The sequence below is a fragment of the Halalkalibacter alkaliphilus genome (genome assembly GCF_023555415.1).
GTDB classification, from domain to species: Bacteria; Bacillota; Bacilli; order Bacillales; family Bacillaceae_D; genus Halalkalibacter; species Halalkalibacter alkaliphilus.
The window spans coordinates 1-20,931 of sequence record NZ_JAKRYL010000037.1; the positions used below are offsets into that span (position 1 = coordinate 1).

General features: G+C 36.2%; 16 protein-coding genes. 5 read left to right on the forward strand and 11 right to left on the reverse strand.

The features are described 5' to 3' along the window. Nucleotides 1-324: 324 nt before the first annotated feature. Nucleotides 325-411 (forward strand): YjcZ family sporulation protein, encoded by an 87-nt coding sequence (locus tag MF646_RS21555; RefSeq protein ID WP_250098584.1) that lies wholly within the window; start codon nt 325-327, stop codon nt 409-411. A gap of 103 nt (nt 412-514) precedes the next feature. Here MF646_RS21555 and MF646_RS21560 read toward each other — a convergent pair whose 3' ends face one another. Further along, nucleotides 515-1,996: a nicotinate phosphoribosyltransferase gene (locus tag MF646_RS21560; RefSeq protein ID WP_250098565.1), complete on the reverse strand. Its 1,482-nt coding sequence runs from the start codon at nt 1,994-1,996 to the stop codon at nt 515-517. Nucleotides 1,997-2,145: 149 nt separating this feature from the next. On the opposite strand from MF646_RS21560, the gene ybaK reads away from it, so the two are divergent. Next, the gene (ybaK, locus tag MF646_RS21565; RefSeq protein WP_250098566.1) at nt 2,146-2,622 is read left to right on the forward strand and encodes a Cys-tRNA(Pro) deacylase; all 477 of its coding nucleotides are present in this window, start codon (nt 2,146-2,148) and stop codon (nt 2,620-2,622) included. A gap of 122 nt (nt 2,623-2,744) precedes the next feature. On the opposite strand, the gene MF646_RS21570 is transcribed toward ybaK, so the two are convergent. Then, nucleotides 2,745-3,308: a TetR/AcrR family transcriptional regulator gene (locus tag MF646_RS21570; RefSeq protein WP_250098567.1), complete on the reverse strand. Its 564-nt coding sequence runs from the start codon at nt 3,306-3,308 to the stop codon at nt 2,745-2,747. A 190-nt stretch (nt 3,309-3,498) separates the two neighbouring features. Between MF646_RS21570 and MF646_RS21575 the strand changes: the two genes are divergently transcribed. After that, nucleotides 3,499-4,416 carry a DsbA family protein gene (locus MF646_RS21575; RefSeq protein WP_275980405.1) on the forward strand — a complete coding sequence of 306 codons (918 nt, stop codon included), beginning with the start codon at nt 3,499-3,501 and terminating at the stop codon, nt 4,414-4,416. Between the two features lie 23 nt (nt 4,417-4,439). Continuing rightward, nucleotides 4,440-4,745 carry a monooxygenase gene (locus MF646_RS21580; protein ID WP_250098568.1) on the forward strand — a complete coding sequence of 102 codons (306 nt, stop codon included), beginning with the start codon at nt 4,440-4,442 and terminating at the stop codon, nt 4,743-4,745. A gap of 119 nt (nt 4,746-4,864) precedes the next feature. Here MF646_RS21580 and MF646_RS21585 read toward each other — a convergent pair whose 3' ends face one another. The 6 genes from MF646_RS21585 to MF646_RS23465 form a co-directional block, all read right to left on the reverse strand. Further along, complete coding sequence (locus MF646_RS21585; protein ID WP_250098569.1) at nt 4,865-6,988, reverse strand: glycoside hydrolase family 3 protein; 2,124 nt, start codon at nt 6,986-6,988, stop codon at nt 4,865-4,867. Between the two features lie 192 nt (nt 6,989-7,180). Continuing rightward, nucleotides 7,181-8,590, reverse strand: coding sequence for an NADP-dependent phosphogluconate dehydrogenase (gene gndA, locus MF646_RS21590; protein WP_250098570.1), 1,410 nt, complete (start codon nt 8,588-8,590; stop codon nt 7,181-7,183). A 208-nt stretch (nt 8,591-8,798) separates the two neighbouring features. After that, complete coding sequence (locus tag MF646_RS21595) at nt 8,799-10,286, reverse strand: MFS transporter (protein WP_250098571.1); 1,488 nt, start codon at nt 10,284-10,286, stop codon at nt 8,799-8,801. A gap of 409 nt (nt 10,287-10,695) precedes the next feature. Beyond that, entirely contained in the window at nt 10,696-11,919 is a 1,224-nt protein-coding gene (locus tag MF646_RS21600) for an MFS transporter (RefSeq protein ID WP_250098572.1), read from the reverse strand. Then, nucleotides 11,912-12,397 carry a MarR family winged helix-turn-helix transcriptional regulator gene (locus MF646_RS21605; protein ID WP_250098573.1) on the reverse strand — a complete coding sequence of 162 codons (486 nt, stop codon included), beginning with the start codon at nt 12,395-12,397 and terminating at the stop codon, nt 11,912-11,914. Before MF646_RS21605 ends, MF646_RS21600 begins: the two co-directional genes overlap by 8 nt. A 109-nt stretch (nt 12,398-12,506) precedes the next feature. Then, on the reverse strand, nt 12,507-13,745 hold the full coding sequence (locus MF646_RS23465) for a helix-turn-helix domain-containing protein (RefSeq protein ID WP_250098574.1): 1,239 nt from the start codon (nt 13,743-13,745) through the stop codon (nt 12,507-12,509). 191 nt (nt 13,746-13,936) lie between these two features. On the opposite strand from MF646_RS23465, the gene MF646_RS21615 reads away from it, so the two are divergent. Then, nucleotides 13,937-16,234: a glycoside hydrolase family 2 protein gene (locus MF646_RS21615; RefSeq protein ID WP_250098575.1), complete on the forward strand. Its 2,298-nt coding sequence runs from the start codon at nt 13,937-13,939 to the stop codon at nt 16,232-16,234. A 125-nt stretch (nt 16,235-16,359) separates the two neighbouring features. Here MF646_RS21615 and MF646_RS21620 read toward each other — a convergent pair whose 3' ends face one another. From MF646_RS21620 to MF646_RS21630, 3 genes are all read right to left on the reverse strand, one after another. Then, nucleotides 16,360-18,756 carry a glycoside hydrolase family 3 protein gene (locus MF646_RS21620; protein ID WP_250098576.1) on the reverse strand — a complete coding sequence of 799 codons (2,397 nt, stop codon included), beginning with the start codon at nt 18,754-18,756 and terminating at the stop codon, nt 16,360-16,362. A gap of 349 nt (nt 18,757-19,105) precedes the next feature. Next, entirely contained in the window at nt 19,106-20,386 is a 1,281-nt protein-coding gene (locus tag MF646_RS21625) for a TRAP transporter large permease (RefSeq protein WP_250098577.1), read from the reverse strand. 5 nt (nt 20,387-20,391) lie between these two features. Further along, entirely contained in the window at nt 20,392-20,889 is a 498-nt protein-coding gene (locus MF646_RS21630) for a TRAP transporter small permease (protein ID WP_250098578.1), read from the reverse strand. Nucleotides 20,890-20,931: the final 42 nt, after the last annotated feature.

Below are 20,931 nucleotides of genomic sequence, written 5' to 3' on the forward strand. Positions count from 1 at the left end.
AAGGAGGTTAAGAAGCGGAGATAAGCGGAGATATTCCCGTTAACTGCTCTAAATAAGACAAAATCTAAAGATTTGGATAATATAAGCGGAAAAACTCCCCTTATTATTAAGGAAATATGGGTATTTCCCAATTTAGCCGGAATTTCTCCCTTTATTTTTCAAACACAGTGATTTACTAGCCATAACTCTTCAATTACTCACCAAAACCAAACTCGGTCAAAAAACAGATCCGCCTATTTCCTTGAAACCCCAGGCAGTAGCCCTCCCACTACACCTACAATTCATAAGATGGTCTTGCAACTGCTCAAAAAGGAGGAATTCTTCATGAGTTACGTTACTGGAAATAGCTTCACTTTAATCGTCGTGTTATTTATCCTGCTTGTTATAGTAGGTTCCACATACACCTTTTAAAAATGAAAAATCGGCAAGGGACTGCCGAACCCCCTTTCCTTCTCTCTTGTTTATTGGAGGCCTCTGAAAAAGGTCAAAACCGTACCTTTTTCAGTGACCTCGTTTATTGCCCGGTATAGTCTTTGATTTCTTCTTTAATCTCTTTAATAATTTGCATTTTGTTATCCCAGCAATCTTGACTTAGATCAACCGGATACTCTTCAGGATTTAACGTTCTCCTGTACTCTTCCCAAAGTACGGTTAAATTGTCAGCTACAAACTTTTGAATCTCCAAAATATCAGGATTCTCATAAACCAATTCTCCATCCACAAATATATCAGTGAGAAGTTCTCTTGCTTCAAAATCCGTTACAAATTTGCTAATAAACGTATGTGTCGGGTGGAACATTTTTAAGCTCTCTTCCTTTTGTGGCTCTTCATTTTTTAGTGTAATGTAATCGCCTTCTGACTTATTGTTCTTTTTATTAATAATTCGGTACACTCTCTTCTCTCCTGGTGTTGTCACTTTTTCCGGATTTGAAGAGATCTTAATTGTATCGACCATATCTCCATGATCATCTTCAATTGCAACAATTTTATAAACAGCTCCTAGTGCAGGCTGATCAAAGGAAGTAATTAACTTTGTTCCTATCCCCCATACATCAATTTTGGCACCTTGTGCTTTTAGGCTTAAAATCGTTTGCTCATCTAAATCACTCGATGCAACAATTTGAGTTGAGTGGAATCCTGCTTTATCGAGCATTTCTCTTGTTTTCTTTGATAAATAAGCCATATCGCCGCCATCCAAACGAATCCCTTTAAAATCAACTTCTCCTTTGAATTCTTTTGCCACTTTAATTGCAGCTGGTACACCTGAACGCAAAACATCATACGTATCAACAAGAGGAATAAACACTTTATTTTTTCTTCTAACACAGCTCTCTGCGTATTTTTTCATGGCTACGTAATCACTTTTGTACACTTGAATCATTGAGTGGGCGTGAGTACCAGACACAGGAATCCCGAATTTTTTTCCTGCTCTTACGTTACTTGTTGCATCAAATCCGGCAATGAAAGCTGCTCTAGTCCCCCAAATCGCTGCATCCATTTCTTGTGCACGACGCGAACCAAATTCTAATACTTTTTCTTCCCCTACTACTTGCTTAATTCTTGAAGCCTTTGTAGCAATTAGTGTTTGATAGTTCACAATGTTTAAAAGGGCCGTTTCAATCAACTGTGCCTCTGCCAATGTTGATTCAACTTGTAAGATCGGTTCATTGCCAAATACAAGCTCTCCTTCCCTCATCGAGCGAATGGTACCTGTGAATCGAATTGTTTTTAAGTAATCTAGAAACTCTTCTTCATATCCAACAGCCTCACGTAAATAGTCAATATCACTCTCTGTAAAACAAAAACCTTTTATGTATTCAATAATTCGTTCTAACCCTGCGAAAACTCCGTAACCATTGCCAAACGGAAGGTTGCGAAAATATAATTCAAATACCGCTTTCCGATTATGCATATCATCGTGCCAATACGTTTCAGTCATATTTATTTGATATGCATCTGTATGTAATGCTAAACTGTCATCGTTGTAATTACTCATACTGTACCTCCCAATCACGTTTCCTTACTATAAGTATCACCCTAATGAATATATTCTAATAAGTAAAGCGTTTTCTAGTATGTGACTCTGTTAAAAACCACATAATCAGTTTACAATAAATAGAAAATAGTAGAAAGACGAGGGTTGATATGAGAAAGGGGAAAACAAATGCCATGCGTATGTTGGATAAAGAAAAAATGGATTATGATATGCTAACATACCGAGCCGATGATGGAAAAATAGATGGAATAGCCGTAGCAAACAAAATTGGTAGAGAGGTTACCGTCGTTTACAAAACACTTGTTGCTCAAGGATCAAGCAAGTCTTATTACGTTTTTGTCATTCCCGTTGAAGCTGAGCTTGATTTAAAGAAAGCAGCAAAAGCAGCAGGAGAAAAGAAAATTGAAATGATTGCCGTAAAAGAGATAACCAAAGTGTCCGGTTACATTCGCGGGGGGTGTTCGCCTATTGGCATGAAGAGGTTATTTCCTACGTTTATCGATCAACAGGCAAAATCCCTTAAGACGATCATAGTAAGCGGAGGACTGATTGGTGTCCAAATTGAACTGAAGGTAGAGGATTTAGCAGAGGTAACAGCTGCACAGTTTGCTGATTTATCAAAGTGAAAAGAGCACACTATAGATGGTGTGCTCACGATCTCAAACTTAGTCCTACTTCGATTTGATTGCCCAGTCTGACCATTCTCTTTTCTTTAATAATTGAATTTTCGTTGTCCCAATAAATCTTCTTAGAGAGTCTCAAATTCAATCCCCTTCATAATATGAGGTATTACTAACTTGATAAATTCTTCTGGAGGGATCTTGCTATTCCTCCTCCATTCAACAGAAGCCCCGTAAACTCCCCAACTTAACATAATCGCATTTACCTTTAGAGCTTGATCCTCGTCCGTTAAATGTCTTTTTAACAGCATTTTGTAAAAAATTATTTCTAATTGTTCCCTTATAATACGAGCAATCGTATCTTCATATCCTCTATGACAACGATTGGATAAAGAATTCTGGAAGTTTGTAATAGCTAAGAAGATTTGGACGAACGCCTCTTCATTCAGCTCGTTCTGATCGATCGTATCGCAATTCAAGTTAATCAATAGTACTTCTGACAATACCTTTTCTAATAAATCATATTTATCTTCAAAATGGTAATAGAAAGTCGCTCGATTAATCATAGCCTCGTTTGTAATATCTTTTATTGTGATATCCTTGAATTCTTTTTTCCCTGAAAGCTCGATAAAAGAATCCATGATTAATTTACGTGTTCGAAGAATTCGTGGGTCCGTTTTTAATTCACTCACTTCAAATGCCCCCTACTTTTTAAACAATTTACTCAATGTGTCGTATATACGATAAATGCAATTATCTATTGGTATTGTTGTATTTCATTCTGATTTAGAATTTAACTATACAACAAATATTAACTCAAATCTAAAAAGAGTTCATTGTATTTGTTTTTCCTATACACACGAATTAAGGAGGGATATCATCATGAATAGTAATATGATTTGTGATTTAGATACAGGTGTATGTGGGATAGCAAGCGAGGAAGATATGGAAGTAATTAGTTTAAATGAACCAAAGAAAACGATTGATCTATATTATGTGACAGATCCTATTTGCTCTCATTGCTGGGCACTCGAACCAGTACTGCTCCGTTTTATAAATCAGTATGGACAATATTTTAACTTCCACACGGTTATGGGGGGATTGCTAGAAAAATGGGACGGATTTGGAGATGCGGCGAATGGAATTTCAAAACCAGCAGATGTGGCTGGACACTGGAGAGAAGTTGGTGAACATAGCCGTATGCCTATTGCTGGTACTCTTTGGTATGATAATCCTATTCGTTCTTCCTACCCTCCTTCACGTGTATTTAAAGTGATTCAAGAACAAAACGAAGCGTTAGCAAATGTATATTTACGCAGAGTTCGAGAGGCTGTTTTTGCATTTAATCAAAATATTGCAGATCCTTCCATATTAAAAGAAATAGTGAATACCCTTGGACTGGATGGAGATGCGATTGTAAGGCAAGCCGAACTACCAAGCGGACAGCAATTATTAAACCAAGATTTTCATCTTGTTGAAAGCCTAGGGGTTCGAGGATTTCCAACCATTATCATCGTAAATAAAGATAGTAAAGGTGTCAAAATAGTCGGAGCACGCGCTTTAGAAAACTATGTTGTCGGATTAATGCAAGTTCTAAATACAGAGAAGCTTCTACCAAATCAACAGCCATCACTTTTACGTCTACTAAAAAAAGAAAAACTATTATTTTCTAAAGAAATTGAAGTAATGTATGAAGTTAAAAAATCAGACATGCTTGCTTTTGTTGAAAAAGAGCTTTCACCAAATAGCTATGAAGTGAAGGAAATACTAGGGGAATTATATTTGACAACTACAGAATAAAAAGTAAGACAAGGAGAATAACAATGGCATACGTATTACAAGTGGATTTCAAAATGGATGGGCCGTTTGGAGATGAAATGGCGGAAGAATTTTCTGATTTAGCGAAAAGTATTAACGAAGAAGAAGGGTTCATGTGGAAGATTTGGACTGAAAATCAAGAAACGAACGATGTCGGAGGAATTTATATTTTCAAAACGAAAGAAACAGCTGAAAAATATTTAGATATGCATTCTAAAAGGTTAGCTAGGTTGGGAATAGAAGATGTAAACGCAAAAATTTTCAGTATTAATTCTAAACTTACTGAGATCACGAAAGGTCCAATAATATAATAAAAAAATAGTTTTAAATTATAACAGAGATCTACCATATTAATGGGTTATTTACAAAAGAAAAGAGATAGAGTGGCGTCAGGGGCTACTCTTTCTCTTTTCTTCATATTTTAGGACAATTAATAAGTTAATCCGTGACCTAGCTTGTAAATATTGTCGTTACTATCCTTATATGCGTAGCTTAGTCCTTCAGGCATGTATTTGTCCTTATCATAGCCTGGGACGTCATTTCTTGATACACAATCACCATTTTCATCGACTGCAATGACTGCTTCACTTGCTGGTAATGTTAGTGGTAACACACCAACTGGGCTAAAGTTACCCGCCATCACCTCAAACTGAGCCTTATAGAATGTATCGTATCCAGCGATCAATGCATCAGCTAAAGGCTCAACATTTCCAAGTATCCACGGCATAATGATGTTAACACTCATAATTACTTTGCCACCACGACTATGGATGCTGTCAGCGACTTCCTTTAAATGATCCATTCCACTTAACGTAGTTTCCTTATAAGTAGTACCATCCAAAGCTGTTTCCGTTTTATCCTCACATATTTCAAGTTCTAAAAGCCCAGGTGTCGCAGAGAAATATGCTCCTGACTTTGGATTTAAAAACAAGATAGCTACATCCGCTTCCTCATAATTATCAGTTAAGATAAATTGTCCCAGCTCCTTACATTCTTTCCTTGCATCCTCAGTATAAGATGTTGCTCGTTCTTGCTCCTTATGAAAAACTTCCACATACACCTTTTTGCTATCAAGCTTTTCAGCTGTTAAAGGTAATGTCTGATTTTGATTTTTCAATACAGTTACTGACTTTTTATGCGCTTCATAAGCAGCATCCCAGTTCGCAGGATTACTAACCACTGATGTCGCGTTTTCAGGCGAAACGTACGTACGATCATCAAATAACCCCAATGCAAACATTTCAGTGAGCAGGCGCTCATTCGCTTCATCAATGCGTTTTTCACTTATCCAACCATTCTTAATGGCAGTCTTTAAATTTTCAACATCATTTGTATCAGCCACTATGTCTGTACCGGCATTGATTGCTTTTGCAAAACGTTCAGCTTCGCTTAACTCTTCAACGCCCCAGCTCATTTTACTTGTAATACCGCTGTCACTATTTACATAGCCTTTAAATCCTAGTTTTTCTCTAAGAATATAATTAATGAAATAATGATTAAATGTAAAACCAACCTCTTCGAAAGGAATGTCTTCACCTTCAAATTCCTGAACTACACTCTTTTTAATACTTGGGATAGAATAGTACGGCATAATCGATGATGTTCCATGTTTTACCGCTGCCCTAAATGGTGGCAGATGGTACTTTTCTAAGCTTCCTGAAGTTGGGTATAGATTCCACTTACCTTCTTTGTAATGTGGATCAAATCCATTTTCTCTTGCCCCTCCGCCTGGAAAATGTTTTGTTGTCATCGCAATGCTATGCTTTCCTATGCTCTCCCCTTGGAATTCGTCGATAATGCGTCCAATTGCTTCAGCAATAAATTCAGGGTCTTCACCAAACGTACCATATGTGCGTTGCCACCTTGGGTCTGTAACCGTATCAGCCATATACATATAACCTTTTCTTATTCCTGTAGCATCCCACTCATCACGTGCTATTTTAGCAAATTCGCTAATAAGTGATGCATCACCGCCATTCTTAATATCTCCTTTAGCAGCAGCTGCAAGTCCTAATGTCCCTGGCCATGTTGAAAATATTCCAGCCGCGTCATTCATTCCAAAAACGAATTCTGTATTTTCGTTTCTAGAATTAGAAGTGATTAAGCATGGGATACCTAGGCGTGTCCCTTCACACACTTCATTCATTGCATTTACCCACTCTGCCATTTGAGCTGGACTCCAATTGTCTCGTAAGATGAAATGACGAAGGTTCAGTTTTTCAATAGTATGTGTTGATCCATATACTTTCGTGATAGCGAAAATACTTTCACCCTTTTCAACAATTCCTTCATCTAACACTCCATCGTGACTTGTCTTACTCTTATCTTCTTGAGAAAGACCCATCTGACGCGTATTAATAAGCATCATACCCACTTTTTCATCGATATTCATCAATGATACTAAGTTCTCCGCGCGCTCTTTCGGACTTAAACGCCAGTCCTCATAGGGATTTAGTTTCCCATCGTTATTCAAATCTTTAAATTTCAATCCATCTACTTCAATGATCTTTTTGGATCTTACCTCTAATTCTGGTTGTTTATGGTTAAATTGCACTTTAGCTCCTCCTAATCTTTACTCTAACTATGGCTACGAGATATATTGTTCTTTACACTTCAATAGGAACTAAATACAGTTGTTTCCAATTCTAACTCAAGCCATATCTAAAAAAGTAAAATTATATAAGCTTAACTCACTACTTATAATGAAACACTTTTGAGCAATACTTATCAGTTTAAAAGCTGAACGTTACATCCAATTCGTGTGAAACACACCCTCTTTATCAACTCGTTGATACGTGTGTGCACCAAAATAATCACGCTGTGCTTGCAAGAGATTTGCTGGTAATGTTTCCGTACGGTAACTATCATAGTAGGCAATCGCACTAGCGAAAGAAGGTACCGGGATTCCAGCCTCAACTGCTAGCGAGATGACTTGACGTAGGGCATCTTGGTATTTCTCAACAATTTCTTTAAAGTAAGGATCTAATAATAAGTTAGGTAATTCAGAGTCACGATCGTACGCTTCTTTAATCTTTTGAAGGAATTGTGCACGAATAATGCAACCACCACGGAAAATCATCGCGATATCACCATAACGTAAATTCCAATCATATTCCTCAGAAGCTGCACGCATTTGAGCAAAGCCTTGCGCATAAGAAACAATTTTACTCATATATAAGGCTTTACGCACTGCTTCAATAAGCTCTTCTTTTTTCCCTTCAAAAGATTTTACCTCTGGCCCGCTTAACAACTTACTTGCCTTCACACGTTCTTCTTTCATAGCTGAAATAAACCGAGCAAAGACAGACTCTGTAATAATCGGAAGAGGCACGCCAAGATCTAAAGCATTTTGGCTTGTCCACTTCCCTGTACCCTTTTGTCCAGCTGTATCTAAAATAACATCAACAAGTGGTCTCCCTGTTTCTTCATCTACTTTTGTGAAAATATCTGCTGTTATTTCAATTAAATAACTATCTAGTTCACCTTTATTCCACTCGGCAAATACTTCATGAAGCTCTTGTGCACGTAAACCTAGAATATTCTTTAAAATGAAATAAGCCTCAGAGATTAATTGCATGTCGCCATATTCAATTCCGTTATGAACCATTTTTACATAGTGACCAGCACCATTAGGACCAATGTAGGTACAACATGCCTCGTCATCTACTTTTGCGGAAATGGCTTTAAAAATTGGTTCAACAAGTTCATAAGCTTCTTTTTGACCACCAGGCATAATAGAAGGCCCTTTAAGCGCTCCTTCTTCTCCCCCAGAAACACCTGTTCCAATAAAATGAATACCAGTTTCGTCTAAAGCATTATTTCGTCTGATCGTATCTTCAAAGAATGTATTTCCCCCATCGATCAGGATATCACCCTTCTCAAGATAAGGCTTCAATGAATCTATCGTCGCATCTGTCGGACCGCCCGCTTTTACCATTAATAGTATTTTACGAGGCTTTTCCAATGAATTCACGAATTCTTCAATATTAGTTGCACCATAGAAACGTTTCCCAGCTGCCTCATTTTTTATAAACTCCTCCGTTTTCTCAACTGAACGGTTAAACACGGAAACTGAGTATCCACGGCTTTCAATATTTAATGCAAGGTTTTTCCCCATTACAGCGAGACCGATTACACCAATTTGTTGTTTTGACATTGTCATTTTCCTTTCTTCTATTTAGAATTAAGATAATTTTAATTTTTAATAACACCTACCTAACATTAATTTGTTTATTAAACAAATTAATGTTAGGTCAATTGAAGAATATCATTCTAGTAGACTATATGTCAATATAAAGTAGAGATATATACGTCTTATTCTGTTTAATTCTTAGTCTTATAAACAGAGTTATACTATTAACCTCTTACTTCTTTTCATCTATTAAAGAAGGCATTGCATCTTTTTCAACGTAAATTTGTTTCACCTCTGCAATTTCATCTTGGATTTCCTTCATTCGTTTTCCATCAAGCTCATAGAATTTCATCGCAATTAATGAAATAATCCATCCGATCATCGGTATAGCAAAGTACAAAATGATCGTCATAACAAAAAGTGATGGAGTTAACAGTTCATCAACTTGTGGAAACTCATCCCTATACCCAATAAATGCTAAAAGGATACCTACAAGTGTGATTGCAAAAGATGAAATCAATTTATCAACAAAAGAGAAAATAGTAGAAATCATACCCGGTACGTATCTTCCTGTTACATGAGTTTCATAATCAGAAGTATCAGCAATCATTGGAATCACAATATTACCTGTGAAGCCCATAAAAGAATATCCTAACGTATATAAAATAAAAAAGAGAATCGTTGTTAACGTTAAATTAGAAAATGAAATCGTAGCTGGGTCAATAAGTAATAACAGTCCTAGTGTAAGACCAAAAAACAAGAGTGCCCCCCATGTACCAATTACAAATACATTCTTTAACCCTGTCTTCCTAGCAAACATGATCCCTGCATACGTAATAATTAATGTTGGGATTATTGTCACAGCAGACAATGTTCCACTTAATGCGTAATCACCAAGCATAATCCCAAAAAACATGACTGGTACAGCCGGTTGCCTCAAAACACTGTTAGCTAACTTATCTGTAGATGCTGCAAGAACTAACATTTGTAAAGGTCGGTTTCTCTTAATAACAGGCCAATAATCCTTAAAGTTCGTTTTAACCGTTTTTTCTGCAAAACCAAAATACTTCGTTTGATCCTTTTCCCAAATGGCACTGATAGCCAGTACAGTAAACAAAGCAGATAGTATTACAACATACAAACTCAATTCAAGGAATAATCCTTCGGTAAATCCTCCATATTTAGGAACAAGGTAAGAAGCAACTAAGATTTGTCCCCCAATAAATACCCCAATATTATAAGTTGCATCAAAACCTGAAAAGAGCGGTCTTTGCTTTGGGTTATTCGTTAAAACAGTTTGTGCTGCTCTTGTACAAGCTGCCTGAAACGTATAGCCAATCATGTGTATAGCGTATATAAAGATAAAGAAAATCAATTGAAATTCTTGCGGAATATGATGTGTTACATTAAAGATAATTAATGCAGTTGCTGCAAGAATGATATTCCCGGCAAGCATAAAGGGTCTAAATTTACCAAATTTTGAATTCGTTTTGTCAATAAAATAACCGACAATTGGATCTGTTATTCCGTCAAAAACCCTCATTCCCATTAAAACTGAACTGATAATCATAACTGTTAATCCGGCAACCCCTGTGGCATAATAAGAAACGAAAGCCATAATAAAAAAGTATAAGTTCGTTGCAGTATTATTTAAAGCAAACAAACCAACCTGCCATAATTTTGCATTATTTACAAATTCTTTTTTCGATACGGTAACCATTTCTTTCCCCCCTATCTCTTTCTGTTCTTGATGATTGTCAGATATTACAACTTTCTCTTTTATCTATTATGCATCGCCTCCATTATAAACATTCGTTAAAGCGCATTCATCTTTGTTAATACTTTTTTACACTTTATATAGGAGTTTCATATTAAATAGAACTTGTTCCTTCCTATTATAAAGTGGTCAAAAGGAAACCCTTACAAAAAGAAAATGCACATAATTAGTTTGTTTTGTAGTCAAATTAATTATGTGCTTAATCTACCATGTCTAATCAATTCAGTCAATGTCATATTCTTCACTTTCCTTACCGTCAAGGATAAAGAAGATATGAATGAACCTTTACCATCGTTGTTTCTTCAACCATTCTTCCTTATTCAGTCATTCATAGCACTTCTCTGGTGAATCTTTACATACTGCGTTGTTTTTCTTTAGCAGCTAATGTAGAAGTAGTTGGCTTATTACGCCTTACCTCTAACTCCTTGATCTGCTTTTGCATCAACATCGTTTTTAAGAAAAAGCCAATCGCGACAAGAAACATGCTTGCAGAAAGAAACTGATAGGTAAATCGAATTGACTCATTACCGAATAAATATCCAACACTATCTAATAGAATTGGCGAAAAAAACTGTCCAAAAAATAACATACCTGTTACAACGGCCATTGCTTGAACGGTTTGCACTCTTGGTACTTGACGTGATACTTCGTCAAACACCGTTGGCATAATTGAACCAAATCCAAACCCTAATATCCCAACGCCTAGACCAGTTATGAATGAGATTTGTGAAATACCTACTGTCAAAAATCCAAAGGCCATTATTACGAGCATAATCGTTATAAAGTACGTGTGTAATAACCTTTTCGATCGTGCTAATAAAAGCCCGGCAACAAAACCAGCAGCGGTTCCAACTGAAATGACGATCCCGGCAATTTGAGCGTTACCGATTCCCTCTTGCTGCATAAACAAAGCTACATTTACAGGAATAGAATGAAAAGCTAACACAATGAAAAACATAGCAACCCCAAACACGTAAATCTGTTTTGGTAATGGTTGTAATTTTATTTCCTGCCGACTATAATCAACCTTTGTTTTTGGTAAATAGAAAAACACAATGATGGCAGCAACTAGAACTAAAATATACACACTAAATGCCATTCTCCAGCTAATTGCAGCTAACACCCCAGACATAATAAATAATACGACTCCACCTAAATTATTTGCGGCACTAACTTGCCCCATCGTAGCCGTTCGCTCCTCACCATCAAAAAAGTCAGCTACAAGGGATGTTGAAATCGGCATCATAAGTCCAACACCTATGCCTAATACAGCTCGGAAAAATAAAAGCAGTTCTATCGTTGGTACCAAACCTCCACCAAGTCCCCCAACTAAGTAAAATAGCATCCCAACAAAAAGAATATGTTTCTTTTGATATCTCCTTGTTAAAAAGCTAGAAACAAAAATAAAAGGTATGATCATAACTGAGGGTAAGGTTAAAATTAACTTAATCGTTGTTTCACTAGCATTTGGAAATGCAAGGGCAATGTCACCTAGCGCAGGAGAGATCGCAGCACCTGCCATGATCGTTAAAAGCGACACAGATAAAATTGCTAATTTTATGAGCTTTTTATTCATTTTCTCCCTTCTTTCTATCAACCTTTTCAAATATTCTATTTGTAGCTGAATTCTTTGACGCAATTTTCTTTAATACACGCTTAGTTGTCGCCAAATCCTCTTCAGTAATTCCTTCTGTTACCTCCGTTAATGTTTGTTTAACAAGTTCCATCAATTTCTCTTGTTGATCTTTTCCACTCTCCGTCAAATGAATCCGCTTACACCTAGCATCATCAGCATCCCTCATTCTATAAATAAGTTCGCGATTTAACATGTTTTGGATTAATCTAGATATACTTGCTTGATCTTTACCTGTTCTTTCTGCTAGCTCTAGTTGAGTAAGTCCATCTTGATTCCATAACTGTACTAATATAATCCAATGCTCCGTTGTTACATTATAACCATGCTCAGAAAAAGTACGTTGAACACTATTTGATAATGATCGCCCAGCCATTCCTACAAGAAACCCAAGAGCATCCTCCAACCGATATTGAGACATAACATCCCTCCTTCTTTTTCATCATACATCCAATTTACTTGTTTATGCAAGTAAATTCAGTTAGTACAACTTTAGTGTAAAGTAGCGTGTGATATAAAAAGACCAAACGCTAAAAATCTTGTACTTCTTTCATATATTGAGATGGTGTAGTCGAAGCAAACTTCTTAAACACACGACTAAAGTAATTTAAATCATTAAAGCCTACCATAAAAGCGACTTCTGTTACTGATATATTTCCTCTTTGTAAATACAACTTTGCTTCTTCAACTCTTTTTTTATTAATAAAGTCGATGATAGTCATGTCCGTATCCTTCTTAAATTGTCTTGATAGGTGTGAAGAATTGACATGAATTGTTTCGGCAATCTCTGAAAGAGTTAATGGTTTATCAATATTTAAGTCAATCAAGTCAATTGCCTTTTTAACAATTGAGCTATACTTACTTGTGGAATATTCATGTACCAGTTCGCAGTATTCAGTCATCATTACGAGACCTAGTTTTTTTAGATGAGGTAAGTTTGGTGCTCTTTCAATTAAGATCGCAAACTTTTCAGAGATAGTATGAACATAAACTGGATGAACCCCTCCCCTCTCGGCAGCTATTCTACAGATTGTATTGAGAACCAGAGATATATTTTTTAATGATCTAATTGGACTTTCTGGAATTCGATCGGAAATCATAAAAATACTGCTAGATTCCTTTGCAATTCGCTCAACTTCCTTTTTGTCCCCTTTTGCGATTGAATTCATAATTTTCTTTTCATAGTGATAACGAAACTCTATGACATCCTTGCTGTCAGCTATATTCGACCTTAGCTCTTCTTTGCTTATATTTGCTTTACTTATCTCTGAAGTGATCAGCTGTGAATCAATATGTTTGTGATTACACAAATTAACAATTAAATCTCCGATACTATTGGAATCAGTACTACTTATGACCGATAATGATTGATAAAATTCATGTATTTGTTTTCTTTCACTTATTGGCAGGTTATTGTTAGCGATAATATCACTGATAAAATCAATCGAAGGTAGCCGCGATAGAAACGGACCTATCATTATCGCACCATAGAAAAACGTATCGTGCCATACGCCAGAAGCAATGTATTCAAGACCATATGAATTAATATAAAAATAATAACTATTACTTGCATTTTTCTTTAGTACTTCGTTAATCGCACTAATATCATTATTAAGGTTTTGGATTGCTGCTGGAACTGCAAGATTGGCCAATTGCACGATAGCCGTTCCACTATTTTCAATAAATCTTACATCCATTTTTGTAACCGAATGCAGTAAGTTACAAATTTTATTAACTTCACTAAAATCAGCTTCGAAAGCAACTACCACTTAATCACCCCTGTTTTTTTCTTATATCATACCTCAAAATCCCCTTGAACTTGCAAAATTCGTACTAATAAAGTCTGAATAGTGCGATCAGAAATGAAAGCGGTATTATATAATCAATTTGAGCAACAAAGCAAAACGTAAATGTTTTAGAAGTGATTAGTTATCACAGTTAGTAAATAGGAGGAATCCAAATGAGAAAAACAATTAACATTAATAATCAATGGAAATTCAGCAAACAAGATGAAGCAAAAGCTATAGATAAATCTTTTCAAGATGAAAACTGGGAAGTTGTAAATGTTCCCCACACGTGGAACGCTATTGATGGTGCCAACGGATATGATTTTTACAAGGGTGCTTGTTGGTATAGAAAAGAGCTTGTCATCGATTCAATAAATCAAGGAAATAAAGTATATATTGAATTTCAAGGCTCTAACAGCATCACAGATGTTTATGTGAATGAACAACATCTGGGACAACATAGAGGTGGCTATTCCACATTTAGATTTGATATAACGAAAGAAGTTGAATTTGGAGCAACTAACACAATTGCGGTCAAAGTAGATAATACAGTTGTTGATGATGTATATCCGCAAGTCGCTGACTTCACATTTTTTGGAGGGATTTATCGTGATGTAAATCTTATCATTACAAATCCTATTCATCTTGATTTATTAGATTATGGTTCACAGGGGGTCTATATCGTTCAAGATGATGTTTCAAATGAAAGAGCTGAGTTAACAGTAAAATCTAGATTAGTCAATGACAACGATGAAGAAAAGAAAGTTAGACTTTGGACAGATCTATTAGATAAAAACGGCAACTCAGTTGCCTATGCAGCAACAGAGGTAGTATTAGCTGCAGGTGAAACGAAAATAGTTGAGCAACCCATCGTGATTCATTCCCCTACCCTTTGGAATGGGAAGAAAAATGCATATATGTATGAAGCAAAAGTGTCAATAGTTAGTTTTAACGATACAATTGATGAACTAATAATTCCTTTCGGTGTAAGATACTTTAAAGTCGATCCTGAAAAAGGATTCTTATTAAATGGCGAACACCTTTCCTTAAATGGTGTGTCTAGACACCAAGATCGAAAAGATATGGGCTGGGCCATTACAAAAAAAGAACATGACGAAGATATGGAATTAATTAAAGAAGTAGGAGCTACGTCTATCCGTTTAGCCCACTATCAACATGATCAATATTTCTATGATCTTTGTGATAATGAAGGAATGGTCATCTGGGCTGAAATTCCATTTATTAGTGTTATGTCCAAAACGGAGCTTGAAGGGATTAATGCAAAACAGCAAATGACTGAATTAATTCGTCAAAACTTTAACCATCCTTCCATCATGTTCTGGGGTATACAAAATGAGATCCAAATTAGTGGTGAACGAGCTGAACTCAGAAAGCTTGTTAGAGAATTAAATGAATTAACTAAAAAAGAAGATCCTACAAGATTAACAACAATGGCTAATGTTATGTTTGTAAAAGACGAAGATGAATATAACACTGTAACGGATACGATTGGCTACAACAAGTATTATGGTTGGTATAACGGTCAAGCTGAAGATTTCGCTGGCTGGATTGACGGATTCCATAAAACAAATCCAACTATTCCATTAGGTATCTCAGAATACGGAGCAGAAGGCATTCTGCAGTATCACACAAATGATCCGAAGGTAAAAGATTATACTGAAGAATATCATGCACTTTATCATGAGACTGTTTGGAAAATCTTTGAGGCTCGACCTTTCCTTTGGTCAACGTATGTCTGGAATATGTTTGATTTTGGTGCCAATATCCGTGACGAAGGCGGCGTAAAAGGTAGAAACAATAAAGGGTTAATCACATACGATAGAAAGATTAAAAAAGATGCATTCTTTATGTATAAAGCTCATTGGTCAGATGAAAAGTTTGTTCATATTACAAGCAAACGCTTTGTTGACCGTGCTGATGATGCAATAAAAGTGAAAGTTTATTCTAACTGTAATGAAGTGACACTGTATATTAATGGTTCAGAAGTTTCGACACAGAACAGTGATAATCGTATCTTTACATTTGAAAACATTTCTTTACAAGATGGGTTGAATCAAGTTAAAGTCATTGCAGTTCACGAAGGCGAAAGCTTTGAAGATACAGCTACGTTTAATAAAGTAAAAGAACCAAATGAGAGCTATTTAGCCCCTGAAGAAGCTGGCGGTCCAGTAGCTAACTGGTTTGAAATGCCTGATCTTGATGATGTAGAAGTAGAAGAGCTAGCAATCACAGACGATGTTTATTCCACACGTTGTACCTTTGGACAACTTATAGAAAATGACGAAGCCAAAGCCGTGTTAAAAAAATATATGCCTGGCTTCGAAGACCATCCTATGTTTGAAATGGCACAAGGATTCGTCGTTGAAGATATGGCTGAACTGGCTCCTGAAAAATTTAGTGAGAAAATGTTATATTCCCTAAATAAAGAATTAATCAAAATAAAAAAATAAGTTACTGAGATAGAGGCTGTCAATTGTGACAGCCTCCTTCTTATTAGAAATGGGTAGTTTAATCAAACTAGCAGTTCTGAAGAGACTCTTATAACGACTCTCCTTTATAACTACTATTCCTCTCTTCACTTATTAAGAATAACACTAGCAATTCTCGTTAGGTGCTCTTTGGCTTCACTCGTGATATGACGATCATTTGTATCACGTTGAAGATGAGATACATAATTTTCAATAAAGCGTGTTGCATTCTCTTTGGAACCTTTATCTAAATGGTGTTTACTTTGTCTTAATAGATTTGTTAATTGCTTTACTGCTGGACCAGATACATCCCCTGATTCTATATAGCCTTCCGTTAAATCTTTTAGTTCTACCCAAAGTTCTTGGTGGTCTTTTTCATATGATAGACCAAATCCAAACCAATACTGATCACCAGCAGAGTTTGTGTAAGCATATGACTCATCTTCTAAATAGCCAGGAATATCTCCTGCGCCATTTTCAATAGCTTCCATGCTTGCAGGAATTGTAAACGGTAATAAACCAGATGGATTAAATTCTCCTCTAATTACATCCCATAAAGCTTCTGTCTTAACACCGAAAGTAGCAATAACAGCTGCCGCATTTTCTTCAATCACTTCAAATAACCATGGATTTGTCATGCTAATTGTTGTAATCGTCGGAACTGTTTGCTGAATTTCTACAATTCTATCGACATCCTCAATTCCTGTTCCCGAACCAACTGTAATAACTACATTATTTTCCCACATTGATTGTACAGGTTGAACCCAAACAAATGCATGTGTTGCTTCATCGAGATTATCTGTCAATGTAATAGCGCCATCGTACTCTTCAATCAGATCCATTAACCCTGCAGTAATTTCAGCGTCATTGTCTGCTGTAGTGAACATCTCCACATAAAGTACAATGTCTCCAATCTTCTCATCACGTAAAGGTAATACGTTATCCTCATTTTTCATGAGTACTACTGATTTACGGTGTGCTACATCTGCTTTTTCTTGAGATTCTGGTCGATCTACAACTTCAAGAGCATTCTGTGGATCTACATATGGATTTTCAAATAATCCTAATTTATACATTTCTGTAAGTAAGCGTGATACAGCTTCATCAATTCTTTCTTCCTCAACTAATCCTTGCTCCACTGTATCAATAATAGGTTGTGGATCAGAGTTACCAGAAATCAGATCGGTTCCTGCATTAATTGCTCTAGCAAATCTTTCCACTTCCGGTAAGTCTTCAAGACCAAATGCTAATCTATTAACAGCACCTGTATCAGAGTTTATATAACCTTTAAAGCCCATTTCCTCACGTAAAAGATCATTGATAAACGCTGAATTGAATGTAAAACCAACTTCTTCAAACTGTTGATCTTCACTAAACCAAGGTAATCCTTGATCTGCACTTAGATCATTACTTGGAAACGAATAGTAAGGCATAAGGGAGCTAACACCTGCATCAATAACTGCTTTAAAAGGTACAATATGGTAATCCATTAAACTTCCTGGAGTTGGATATGGATTTCTTTTTCCCTCAGGAAAGTGAGGATCTAAACCATCTTCTCGAGCTCCTCCACCTGGAAAGTGCTTAACTGTTTTTGCGATACTATTTGGTCCTAGTTCATCACCTTGGAACCCTTTCACTAGGGCATACATCATATCTGCAGCTAGTTGAGGATCCTCTCCGAATGTTTCCTCAATTCTTGACCATAGTGGGTCTGTTGCAAGGTCAGCCGTATATCCATAAATTTTGCGGATTCCCATTGCTCTCCATTCCTGTGCTGCAATTTCAGCAAATTCTCTCACCATATCTACATCACGTGTAGCCGCCATACCTAATTGTCCTGGCCAAAAGGAGTGTTGACCCGGTTCATCTACAACATCTGTATAATTTATAGATGGATGGTTACGTGGGTTGGATGTAACCACTACTGGAATACCTAATGGTTGCTTCTCTGCTATTTCTTGTAGTTGGTTCGTATATTGTGCTACCACATTAGCAGATTCAGTTGTACGGAAAATCGTATATCTCATACCTCTTTCGACGATCAACTCGTCATCATCAGCTACATATTCTCCTCCATCAAGGTCATGATTTATCCTATGCGTGTTTATGTTCATTAATCCTGCTTTTTGCTTAAGAGTCATCTTTGAAACTAAGTTTTCAACACGTTCTTCAACTGGTAGTCTCCAATCCTCATAAGGATCAAGTACACCATTACCATTTAAGTCTTTGAAAAACAGTCCATCTTCAGTAATAACATTATCTTCATTAGCTATACCAAGTTCAGCGTTGCCATCTAAGTCTATAAAATGTATTCTATCGAAAGTACTAATAAATCCTTCATCACCTATACCATCCGATGGTGGAACATAACCTAAATCCTCTCTGTCATCTGCGGCTACAGATATTGCTGGAATCACCAATGAGACTGCAAGTGTTGACATGATAACTTTTTTACATTGTTTTTTAATTTCAGTCAATTTTTTGCCTTGAATAAACTTGTACATTAGCTTACCTTCCTCTCCCTTGTTAATATTTTCACAATTTTTAACCATCAGATACTTATTCAAACTTAGAAAACAATCACCCCCTCCAAAACCTTTTTAACAATTTATCGACAAATTAGTTTGTTTACAATACAAATTAATTTGTCGGTAATATACCTATTCTTTATTTGATATTATTAATTTATTGACTAATATTCTTTAAGTCGAACATTTAGTTTGTTAAGTATACAAATTATAATATGAATATTATGTTAATTGAAAACGCTTTTATTTACCCTAGTTCTCTCGTATTAGAGTACTAGGCTTAAAGTGCTTAATAATGTTCAAATCAAAAGTCAACTAATTCAAGTTATTCTATCAAAATACCTGGCAAAAATAACACAAGACTTGGGAAGAAGGCAATAAGTAGTAAAACAATGACCATAGCAGCATAGAAAGGCATCATTGATTTCGTTACTTTTTCTATTGAAATTCTACCAATTGCTGAACCTACAAAAAGTACTGTTCCAACTGGTGGAGTTATCAACCCAACAGCTAAACAAAGGATTAACACGACACCAAAATGAACTGGATCCATTCCAATGCTGGTTGCAACAGGCAACAGAATTGGCGTTGCAATAAGGATAAGAGGAGCCATATCCATAATCATTCCTAATGCTAATAAAATGACTATAATCATAAGTAGTGTTATGACATCATTAGGTGATAGTGAAAGCATTGTATCTGCGACGATAGTCGGTACTTTCAATAACGCAAGCAACCATCCAAACGCTGAAGAAGCTGCAATTAAAAATAATACCATCGATAAGGTCTTAAATGTTCTATGCAAAATAACCCCAAATCTCGAGAGTGGAATATCACGATAAACAAAAAACGTAATGATGAATGCATACAATGTGCCTATTGCAGCAGATTCCGTAGCGGTAAAGAAACCACTTACAATACCACCGATGATGATAACTGCCGTGAATAAACCTAACAGACCTTCACGTACTATTTTTGGTATTTCTTCTTTCTTTATTGGCTCACCTTTAGGGTGATTATTCTTTACGGCAATAACATAGGCAATCACCATTAAAACTAAACCAAGCAATATTCCTGGAACTAACCCGCCCATAAATAAAGCAGCGACCGATACGCCGCCGGCTGCAGTTGAGTAAATAATCATGTTGTGACTCGGTGGGATTAACACCCCTTGTGCGGCACTTGATATCGTCACACTGACCGAATAATCCTTTTTATAGCCACTTTTTTTCATCATTGGAATTAAAACCGAACCAACAGACGATGTATCGGCAACAGCAGAACCAGATATCCCACCGAAAAAGGTACTAGCTAAAACGTTTACTAGAGCCAGTCCACCTCTAATTTTACCAATGATCACATTTGAAAGATTAATTAATCTACGAGAAATTCCACCTTCATTCATAATTTCTCCAGCTAGAACAAAGAAAGGGATCGCTAATAATGAAAATGAATTTAACCCACCTACCATACGTTGCACAAGAGCTCCTAAATTAATATCTAAATACATTCCTGTAATAAAGGAAGATAAGATAAGGGAAAGAGCAATGGGCACTCTAGCTATTAGGAGGATTATAAAGCTACCAATTAAAAGAAAGATTCCCATCGTAATCACTCCTCACTTATATCTTCGTACTTCTCATGTAACCCTTTTTTAAATAAAAGCTCTATTCCATACACTAATACGAAAAAGCCAGAAACAGGTATTGCTGCATATAAGACACTAGAAGGGACTCCTAACCCCGGCATAGTGGAGTTGTTCATTAAAATAGTAAACTCAATTCCATAGTAAACGAGCACAATACCAAACATGATAATGAGTGTTTTTGCTATATAATCAAATACGTCTTGTATTTTCTCTGGTAGCATTCCTACAAACAGGCCAACTCCGATATGAAGTTTCGCTCTAAATCCATAAGCAATCCCCATAAAACTTACCCATACAAATAACAATTTAGAAAACTGTTCTGACCAGGCAGGTGTAGTACCAAGGAGTTGTCTAGAAAAAACCTGATAGATAATCGTTAAAGTCATTACCGTAAGCAGCGTTAAAGAGAAGAATAATTGCAGACGGGCAAGACCGTCTCTGATCCATTTTAACGTTTTCATACACCGCCCCCCTAATCATAAGAAAGTGGGGTAGAAAAGGTC

What these genes read in the sequence shown, in the direction of transcription:
- MF646_RS21555 (WP_250098584.1), top strand. Translation starts at nt 325, where the DNA reads ATGAGTTACGTTACTGGAAATAGCTTCACTTTAATCGTCGTGTTATTT.
- MF646_RS21560 (WP_250098565.1), bottom strand. Translation starts at nt 1,996, where the DNA reads ATGAGTAATTACAACGATGACAGTTTAGCATTACATACAGATGCATAT.
- ybaK (WP_250098566.1), top strand. Translation starts at nt 2,146, where the DNA reads ATGAGAAAGGGGAAAACAAATGCCATGCGTATGTTGGATAAAGAAAAA.
- MF646_RS21575 (WP_275980405.1), top strand. Translation starts at nt 3,499, where the DNA reads ATGAATAGTAATATGATTTGTGATTTAGATACAGGTGTATGTGGGATA.
- MF646_RS21580 (WP_250098568.1), top strand. Translation starts at nt 4,440, where the DNA reads ATGGCATACGTATTACAAGTGGATTTCAAAATGGATGGGCCGTTTGGA.
- gndA (WP_250098570.1), bottom strand. Translation starts at nt 8,590, where the DNA reads ATGTCAAAACAACAAATTGGTGTAATCGGTCTCGCTGTAATGGGGAAA.
- MF646_RS21595 (WP_250098571.1), bottom strand. Translation starts at nt 10,286, where the DNA reads ATGGTTACCGTATCGAAAAAAGAATTTGTAAATAATGCAAAATTATGG.
- MF646_RS21600 (WP_250098572.1), bottom strand. Translation starts at nt 11,919, where the DNA reads ATGAATAAAAAGCTCATAAAATTAGCAATTTTATCTGTGTCGCTTTTA.
- MF646_RS21605 (WP_250098573.1), bottom strand. Translation starts at nt 12,397, where the DNA reads ATGTCTCAATATCGGTTGGAGGATGCTCTTGGGTTTCTTGTAGGAATG.
- MF646_RS21615 (WP_250098575.1), top strand. Translation starts at nt 13,937, where the DNA reads ATGAGAAAAACAATTAACATTAATAATCAATGGAAATTCAGCAAACAA.
- MF646_RS21620 (WP_250098576.1), bottom strand. Translation starts at nt 18,756, where the DNA reads ATGTACAAGTTTATTCAAGGCAAAAAATTGACTGAAATTAAAAAACAA.
- MF646_RS21625 (WP_250098577.1), bottom strand. Translation starts at nt 20,386, where the DNA reads ATGGGAATCTTTCTTTTAATTGGTAGCTTTATAATCCTCCTAATAGCT.
- MF646_RS21630 (WP_250098578.1), bottom strand. Translation starts at nt 20,889, where the DNA reads ATGAAAACGTTAAAATGGATCAGAGACGGTCTTGCCCGTCTGCAATTA.